The sequence below is a fragment of the Bordetella tumulicola genome (genome assembly GCF_965138755.1).
GTDB lineage: Bacteria > Pseudomonadota > Gammaproteobacteria > Burkholderiales > Burkholderiaceae_B > Bordetella_A > Bordetella_A tumulicola.
Genome location: NZ_CBCSFP010000004.1, coordinates 310,735 through 318,234, shown reverse-complemented (window position 1 = coordinate 318,234; position 7,500 = coordinate 310,735). Strand labels below are relative to the sequence as shown.

Here is a 7,500-nt window from a genome sequence, read left to right as displayed (position 1 = left end):
CNNCGCCTCCCTGGTTGGCACCGCTGCTTATGCACAAGAACCCTCCGGCGAATTGGACTATCCGCCCGAAGTCGTCCAAACCAGCAGCCTGACGCGCGCTCAAGTCATCGCCGAACTGCAAGCTGCGAAAGCCGCCGGCCAAGTCACCTTCGGCGACATCGATGAGCCCGCCACACAAACCGCCTCCAGCACGGTGACCCGCGCTCAGGTTCACGCCGAAGCCGTAGAAGCCAACCAAAGCCCCAACGGTTCTGTCGCGTTTGACGGCCGCGGCTATCCCAACACTGGCGCCTGAGCGTCTTTCCTAACCCTCTTTTTATTTCACTCGAAATCTATCTANACNTAGATANTTTAACAAACNTACTTTNACTTNATTAAAGAGAACTCACCATGAAAACCCTCGCTTCCCTCGTCCTGATCTCCGCCTCCCTGGTTGGCACCGCTGCTTATGCACAAGAACCCTCCGGCGAATTGGACTATCCGCCCGAAGTCGTCCAAACCAGCAGCCTGACGCGCGCTCAAGTCATCGCTGAACTGCAAGCTGCGAAAGCTGCCGGTCAAGTCACCTTCGGCGACATCGACGAACCTGCTACGCAAACCGCCTCCAGCACGGTGACCCGCGCTCAGGTTCACGCCGAGGCCGTAGAAGCCAACCAAAGCCCCAACGGTTCTGTCGCGTTTGACGGCCGCGGCTATCCCAACACCGGCGCCTAAGTTTCTTTTCCTGAACTCTTTTTATTTCACTTGAAACCTATCTATACATAGATAGCTGAATATCAAACTTAACGCTTTGGAGAAGCACCATGAAAACCTTCGTATCCGCTGTGATGTTGTCGATGACCATGATGGGTGCCGCGTATGCCGGCGAACCTTCGGGCGAACTGGATTACCCGCCCGTCAACACGGCAGCCAGCTCGGTCACCCGCGCTCAGGTCCAGGCTGAATTACAAGCCGCAAAGGCCGCCGGCCAAGTGACCTTCGGTGAACTGGAGCAGCCCGCCGCTTACGCTGCGAGCCCCGCCCGCACCCGCGCTGAAGTTCGGGCCGAGGCTCAGGCCGCCCGTGACAACGGATCGGATGCATTCGGCGAATTGGACTACCAAGCCAGCTATGACGTGACTTCATCCTCACACATCTAAGGTCACCACATGTTCGAACCTGCGGAGCCGCCACCCAGGGCGGCCCGCCTTTCTTTCACTCGTTTAGGAGTTCACCCTCCCTTTCAGTCCTTTCACCCTGAAACCCCACCGATAGCCCCGATCATGAATACAGAAACTACCCGCGAAAAAATTGTGCAGCATGCTCAAAACCTGATTCAGACAGGCGGCTACAACGGTTTTAGCTACCGAGATTTGGCCGCTCTGATCGGCATCAAGACATCCAGCATTCATTACTATTTCCCGCAAAAAGAAGATTTGCTGTTGGCAGTCATCCAGCGATACCAGACGAACTGGAACGAAGCGATACAACGTATCGATCCTGGCCTGAGGGCCGATGACAAACTGCGTGCTTATGTCGACGTGCACCGTCGTGCCTTCTGTGGGACCGAACGTATCTGCCTGGGTACCGCGCTCTCGGCGGAGCTCGGTTCGTTGCCCGGCTGTGCCCGGCGAGCGCTACGGGACTTTTATGCCGCCAATGAGGCCTGGCTCGTCAAGCTGCTGGAACAAGGCGCTCGCGAGGGTAGCCTGCGTGTGCCTGGTGATCTACATGCCTCGGCACGTGCGTTGTACTCCGCGCTGCAAGGCAGCCTGATGGGGGCACGTCTGTTTAATGAGAGCGAGCGCGTCGCCGAGCTGTTTCCCGCCATCGCGGCCTAGACACGCTCAGTGCGTTGCGCGTGCCCTGCACTGCACTGCCGCCACGACGTCGCACAGACGTTGTGGATCCTGAAACAGGCGCGCGCTGATGATTGCCCCCTGAAGCATGGCAAACAGCCAGCGGCCATCGGCTTCGGGATCACCAGAAAACGTTAGCGTGCCGTCTTTCATCCCCTCGGCAACCACGTGGGACAGCCATTTTTCGTGCAAACGAAAAAAGGCGAGTACCGATTCGCGCGCGCGATCCGACAACGAGGCGACATTCGAGGCCAGCATGCCGCCGAGGCAAATTTTGTCGGTCGGAGCATTCCGAAACAACGACGCATAGGTCGCCAGTTTTTCGTTGGCGGGCAGGGATGGGTCAATGCCCTGCAGGACGGCGCGAACGTGGACCGTGTACTTGTCCATGACCTCGGTCAACAGATCGTCTTTGGCGGGAAAGTAATAATGAATACTGGCGGTTTTCACGCCCACCCGTTCGGCCAGATCCCGATAGCTAAAGCCGTTACAGCCGCGCTGCCTCATCAGGAGCTCAGCGTGTTCTAAAAGTTGTTCGCGGGTGGTGGCGGTATTCATCTCGCCATTGTTACCTACCAGTAGATCGGGGGTCAAGTTAGTAGGATTCCCTACCCCTGGTTAGCCCTGGCTAACCTTTCGTGGCCGCCAGCTCTCCGGAAATCTGTACTTTTTTGACCTCGGAGAAGTACATCACGATCAACGACACCCACACCACGCCATAAAGCAGCATGAAGCAGCTGGACCGAATCTGCAGCAGGTCTGCCAGCGCGCCAAACATCAAAGGCAGCAAGAATCCGCCCAGCCCCCCTGCCAAACCGACAATCCCCGTCACGACACCCATGTTTTCAGGAAAATCATCAGCCACGTACTTGAACGTAGATGCCATGCCAAAAGCAAACATCGCGCCAAGCACGAACAGAACAAGCGTAAACAGCCATACCGGCAGATAAAGATGGAACGACGAGGCCCCATCCAGCGTCTTGACCGTCAACGTCGTGTCGGGATAGGACAGCACAAACAAGCATATCCATGCCACCCACAAACACCACCACGTCATCTTGTGAGCACCAACGCGATCTGCCAGACCCCCGCCTACCGCACGCAACACCGCGCCCGGCAAGGAAAACCCGGCGGCCAGCGCCGATGCGGCGACTAGCGCCAAACCGTATTCGGCCTGGAAATACTGGGGAATCCATAGCGATAGCGCCGTAAAGCCCCCGAATGTGATGGAATAGTATTGGCAATAACGCCACACCTTGGGATTTTTCAGTACCTTGAACTGATCCGCCAGCTTGCCGCCTGTCTTGCCCGCACCGGGATCCGGGGCCGAGGCAAACCAGAAGATGGCGGCGGTCACCAGCAAGGCAACGGCGTAGATCTTGGGCACCATGCGCCATCCGTAGGCCTCGAGCAATACCGGTGTCACAAACAAATTGACGGCCGCGCCGACCGTGCCCGCACCAAAAAATCCCATGGCAAAGCCCTTGCGCTCTGCGGAGAAAAAGCGCGAGACATAAGGCGTACCCACCGCAAACGAGGCACCCACCAATCCCAGGCACAAGCCGATCAACAAGAACTGCCACAAGACCTGCGCATAGCTGACCAGATACACCGGCACCGCACACCCCACCAACAGCACGGTCATGACGATGCGGCCCCCAAAGCGGTCCGTCCATATTCCCAACGGCAGTCGGAAAATGGCGCCCGTCAGCACCGGCGTAGACGTCAGCAGTCCGAACTGGAAGGCATTGAGCCCGAGTTCTTCCCGGATGCGGATGCCCAGCACGCCGAACATCATCCACACGACAAAACACACCATGAACGCAAATGTGCTGCTGTACAACACCGAATAGGCACGAGGATGGGTGCTCATTGTGGTCTTCCTGATCGATAGACAAACGGATTCACATCAACACGGACTCAGAGGCACTCACTGCAACAATGGGGAATCCGCGCCCGAAATATCCACGCCTTCGATGCGGGCCTGCCCGACCAGCCATTGCAGATACTGATGCGTCGCGCGACGTTCGGACGTCTGGCTCAGCCAGGATGCGATGCGCGCGTGCACCGCGTCAAAGGTCATCAGCGAGCCCTCTGCCTTGCGGCCCGTGCGCACAATATGAAAGCCGTGGCGGGTCTGCACCAATTTGTTCAGCAAGGTATGCGCGGGCATGGCAAACACAGTTTCCTCAAACTCCGGCAGCGTCTCGCCACGGCCAATGTCGCCTAAGCGACCGCCCTCTTGTGCCGAAAGACAATTGGAGTATTGGCGTGCATAGTCCGCAAAAGCTTGTGCGGGCGCCTGGTGCACTTCTTGCAAGACTTCGCCCGCTCGGGCACGCAAACGCGGTGGATCGACGCGTGGCGTAAGCTGGAACAAAATGTGCCACACCTCGACCAACGCGCCACTCAAAAACCGATCGGGATGCTGCTCGTAGTATCGACGGCAACTGGCCTCGTCTGCGGTAGGCGTTTGCACCTCTGCCGCCAATACGGCCTGTATCGACGCATCATCGTCGTGCTGCGCGACCCCAAGCTCACGGGCCCGTTGCAACAACAACTCGCGCAACACCAACTCGTGGCCAGCGCTTTGCTGAGGGTCGCTCTCGCTCTGATGTCGCGCCATTTCGGCCTGCACCTGCGTGTCGTCAATGGAAACACCGTTCACCACAATCATGTCCGCATCCTCTCAGCGTGAACGCACTAATTGCCAGGCCCGGCCGAGATAACCCACCGAGGCAAAACCGCTCCACACGTGGACCAACCGGGTGAACGGAAAAATCAGGAACAAAGTCATTCCCAGCACCATATGCCATTGATAGACCCAGGGCACACCGGCCATCACTTCTGCGGCACCCGAACGAAAAGTCACGATGCGTTGCGCCCATTCGCCGAGCACCAGCATCAAGGAACCATCCTTGTGCTGCGCCGACGTGAATATCGACAACAGCCCGAGCGAAAGCACCATCAGTATCCAGAACAACGTCAGCCAATCTGAAAAGCGCGACGTTGCGTGCAAGCGCGGCTCGGAGATGCGGCGGTAGATCAAAATCAACAGCCCCGCCAGACAGACCACCCCCAGAATCGCACCCACCACCACGGCCAACAACTGCTTGAATTCGGTCGACACGCCCATCGCGTGATAGACCGCCGGAGGCGTTAATAAGCCAAACAAATGCGTAAAGAACAGCGAAAGAATCCCGATATGGAAAAGATTGCTGCCCCACCGTAACGCCCCACGCTTGAGCAACTGGCTAGAGTCGCTCTTCCAGGTGTATTGCTCGCGCTCGAAACGCGCCAGACTGCCGAACAAAAAAATGGCCAGCGCAATGTAGGGATACACCCCGAAAAAGAAATCGTGCACATAGGCAGACATGCGGATCTCCTTACGACGAAGTGGAACCGGACGCGGCCGGCATATGCCGGGGATCCGTTTCGTAAAAATGAATGGGCTGCGACGTTTGTGTGCGGGCACGCAACGCGGGCTCCGTCCCATCCGCTTGCGGTCCAAAGGTCACCATGGATTCCTCCATATCGCCCTCGGGTGGCTCTGGCAAAGGCTGCGGCGCGATCGGCGTCAACTCACGCAGCACCGCAAACACCGTGGCGTACGGGTTGCCGGACTCCGACAGCTTGTCGCCAATGCGCGCCAGCACATGAATCGCGTCGCCTAATAGTGCTGCGGCGCTGTCTGGTGGAATCTGGCCCAGGAACTCCAGGAACAATGGCACATAGTCCGGCAGCTCGGACGTATCCAGCACCAATCCGTGACGGAAATACTCTTCGCGCAAATCCACCATTGCCTGCCCGCGATCTCGCGACTCGCCGTGAATGTGCTCAAACAAATGCAAGGAATGCACGGGGCGCCGATCAAACGTCGCCACATACTGCTCCTGCACACTGATCAGATCATCAGCCTCGCTCAGCACGGCGAACAGAGGTGCCAATTGCACCTGATGCGAGGCGCTCAGACAGGACTGCAACTCGGGCATGGCCTGCAACAGTGCTTCGTCGGGATAGGTCAACAAGGCCGACAACACGCTGTAGACGGACACGTCTCTCGCCGGGGGCATAGGGGTTTCCATAGACTGAGTACGCATCGTCCTTCCTTATCCCGATACCTTGTTGCGCTGTATTTCCATAAACACCACCTGCTGTGCATCGCCGCGTGGCTTACTCCCGAATAAGCTGCCTTCAGATGCACCGCCAGAGCAGCCATTGCCAAACGAAAACCCACAACTGCCCTTCGTATCAAACGCATCTTCGGCATACTCGCGATGCGAAGTGGGAATGACGAATCGGTCTTCGTAGTTCGCAATCGCCAGATAGCGGTACATCTCCTCAATCTGGCTGGTGCTCAGGCCGACTTGCTGCAGAATGTCCGGACGCTCCTCGCCATCGACGGTACGTGCCCGCATGAACGCGCGCATCGCCAACAAACGCTCGAGAGCCAGCGCGACGGGCGCCTCGTCGCCGGCGGTCAACAAATTGGCCAGATAACGCAAGGGAATCCGCAGCGACTTCACATCAGGAATCTCGCCAAAGGCCCCGATGTGGCCGCTATTGGCCGCTGCCTGGATCGGCGATAGGGGCGGCACGTACCACACCATGGGTAGCGTGCGATATTCCGGATGCAAGGGAAAAGCGATACGCCATTGCACAGCCATCTTGTACGTCGGGGACTGACGCGCCGCGTCCAGCCAACCCTGCGGCACGCCATCGGCCAACGCCTGCGCAATCACCGCAGGGTCTTCGGGGTCCAGGAACAGATCCAGTTGCGCCTCATACAAGTCCTTTTCGTCCTGGACGGAAGCGGCTTGTTCAATACGATCGGCGTCATAGAGCAATACACCCAGATAGCGGATGCGGCCGACACAGGTTTCCGAGCATACCGTCGGCTGCCCCGCCTCAATACGCGGATAGCAAAAAATGCATTTCTCGGCCTTGCCGCTTTGCCAGTTGTAGTAGATCTTTTTATACGGACAGCCGGATACGCACATCCGCCACCCGCGGCACTTGTCCTGGTCCACCAACACGATGCCGTCTTCTTCGCGCTTGTAAATGGATCCCGAGGGACAGCTCGCCACACAACTGGGATTCAGGCAGTGTTCGCACAGTCGCGGCAAGTACATCATGAAGGTGTTTTCAAACTGACCGTAGATGTCCTTCTGGATGTCCTCGAAGTTGTAGTCCTGCGATCGTTTGGCAAACTCTCCTCCCAGGATTTCCTCCCAGTTGGGGCCCCATTCGATTTTTTCCATGCGCTTGCCGGTGATCAGCGAACGCGGGCGCGCCGTGGGCGCCGCCTGTAACTCTGGCGCGCTCTGCAGATGGTCGTAGTCGAACGTAAAGGGCTCGTAGTAGTCATCGATCTCGGGCAAATTGGGGTTGGCAAAGATATTGGCCAGCAGACGCAACTTCCCCCCCTGACGCGGCTCGATCTTGCCCGATGCGGTACGTTTCCATCCCCCATTCCAGCGTTTCTGGTTTTCCCAATCCTTGGGGTAGCCGATGCCGGGCTTGGTCTCAACGTTGTTGAACCAGGCATATTCCATGCCGCTGCGTGACGTCCAGACGTTCTTACAGGTCACCGAACAGGTATGACAGCCGATGCATTTGTCCAGGTTCAGCACCATTGCAATTTGCGCGCGTACTTTCATCA

The 7,500-nt window shown here is 57.8% G+C and carries 10 protein-coding genes; 4 read left to right on the top strand and 6 right to left on the bottom strand.

The window, feature by feature from the left end; translation table 11 throughout:
* Positions 1-10: 10 nt before the first annotated feature.
* The 4 genes from ACNAZS_RS14005 (at position 11) to ACNAZS_RS13990 (ending at position 1,820) form a co-directional block, all read left to right on the top strand.
* Positions 11-295, top strand: a complete 285-nt coding sequence (locus tag ACNAZS_RS14005; protein ID WP_415790338.1) for a DUF4148 domain-containing protein — start codon at positions 11-13, stop codon at positions 293-295.
* A gap of 95 nt (positions 296-390) precedes the next feature.
* Positions 391-714, top strand: a complete 324-nt coding sequence (locus ACNAZS_RS14000; protein ID WP_415790248.1) for a DUF4148 domain-containing protein — start codon at positions 391-393, stop codon at positions 712-714.
* An 89-nt stretch (positions 715-803) separates the two neighbouring features.
* A complete protein-coding gene (locus tag ACNAZS_RS13995) occupies positions 804-1,139 on the top strand; it encodes a DUF4148 domain-containing protein (RefSeq protein WP_415790246.1) in 336 nt (111 codons plus the stop codon).
* A 123-nt stretch (positions 1,140-1,262) separates the two neighbouring features.
* Positions 1,263-1,820, top strand: a complete 558-nt coding sequence (locus tag ACNAZS_RS13990; protein WP_415790244.1) for a TetR/AcrR family transcriptional regulator — start codon at positions 1,263-1,265, stop codon at positions 1,818-1,820.
* A 6-nt stretch (positions 1,821-1,826) separates the two neighbouring features.
* Here ACNAZS_RS13990 and ACNAZS_RS13985 read toward each other — a convergent pair whose 3' ends face one another.
* The 6 genes from ACNAZS_RS13985 to narH all read right to left on the bottom strand — a co-directional run bounded on the left by ACNAZS_RS13985 (position 1,827) and on the right by narH (position 7,498).
* Positions 1,827-2,396, bottom strand: a complete 570-nt coding sequence (locus tag ACNAZS_RS13985; protein ID WP_415790336.1) for a TetR/AcrR family transcriptional regulator — start codon at positions 2,394-2,396, stop codon at positions 1,827-1,829.
* 70 nt (positions 2,397-2,466) lie between these two features.
* Entirely contained in the window at positions 2,467-3,711 is a 1,245-nt protein-coding gene (locus ACNAZS_RS13980; protein WP_415790242.1) for an MFS transporter, read from the bottom strand.
* Between the two features lie 57 nt (positions 3,712-3,768).
* Complete coding sequence (locus tag ACNAZS_RS13975; protein WP_415790240.1) at positions 3,769-4,515, bottom strand: peptidylprolyl isomerase; 747 nt, start codon at positions 4,513-4,515, stop codon at positions 3,769-3,771.
* 12 nt (positions 4,516-4,527) lie between these two features.
* Positions 4,528-5,214, bottom strand: a complete 687-nt coding sequence (narI, locus tag ACNAZS_RS13970; RefSeq protein WP_415790238.1) for a respiratory nitrate reductase subunit gamma — start codon at positions 5,212-5,214, stop codon at positions 4,528-4,530.
* 10 nt (positions 5,215-5,224) lie between these two features.
* The gene (gene narJ, locus ACNAZS_RS13965) at positions 5,225-5,911 is read right to left on the bottom strand and encodes a nitrate reductase molybdenum cofactor assembly chaperone (protein ID WP_415790236.1); all 687 of its coding nucleotides are present in this window, start codon (positions 5,909-5,911) and stop codon (positions 5,225-5,227) included.
* Positions 5,912-5,947: 36 nt separating this feature from the next.
* A complete protein-coding gene (gene narH / locus ACNAZS_RS13960; RefSeq protein WP_415790334.1) occupies positions 5,948-7,498 on the bottom strand; it encodes a nitrate reductase subunit beta in 1,551 nt (516 codons plus the stop codon).
* Positions 7,499-7,500: the final 2 nt, after the last annotated feature.

Coding starts and splice junctions, on each gene's coding strand:
- ACNAZS_RS14000 (WP_415790248.1), top strand. CDS start 391: ATGAAAACCCTCGCTTCCCTCGTCCTGATCTCCGCCTCCCTGGTTGGC.
- ACNAZS_RS13995 (WP_415790246.1), top strand. CDS start 804: ATGAAAACCTTCGTATCCGCTGTGATGTTGTCGATGACCATGATGGGT.
- ACNAZS_RS13990 (WP_415790244.1), top strand. CDS start 1,263: ATGAATACAGAAACTACCCGCGAAAAAATTGTGCAGCATGCTCAAAAC.
- ACNAZS_RS13985 (WP_415790336.1), bottom strand. CDS start 2,396: ATGAATACCGCCACCACCCGCGAACAACTTTTAGAACACGCTGAGCTC.
- ACNAZS_RS13980 (WP_415790242.1), bottom strand. CDS start 3,711: ATGAGCACCCATCCTCGTGCCTATTCGGTGTTGTACAGCAGCACATTT.
- ACNAZS_RS13975 (WP_415790240.1), bottom strand. CDS start 4,515: ATGATTGTGGTGAACGGTGTTTCCATTGACGACACGCAGGTGCAGGCC.
- narI (WP_415790238.1), bottom strand. CDS start 5,214: ATGTCTGCCTATGTGCACGATTTCTTTTTCGGGGTGTATCCCTACATT.
- narJ (WP_415790236.1), bottom strand. CDS start 5,911: ATGCCCCCGGCGAGAGACGTGTCCGTCTACAGCGTGTTGTCGGCCTTG.
- narH (WP_415790334.1), bottom strand. CDS start 7,498: ATGAAAGTACGCGCGCAAATTGCAATGGTGCTGAACCTGGACAAATGC.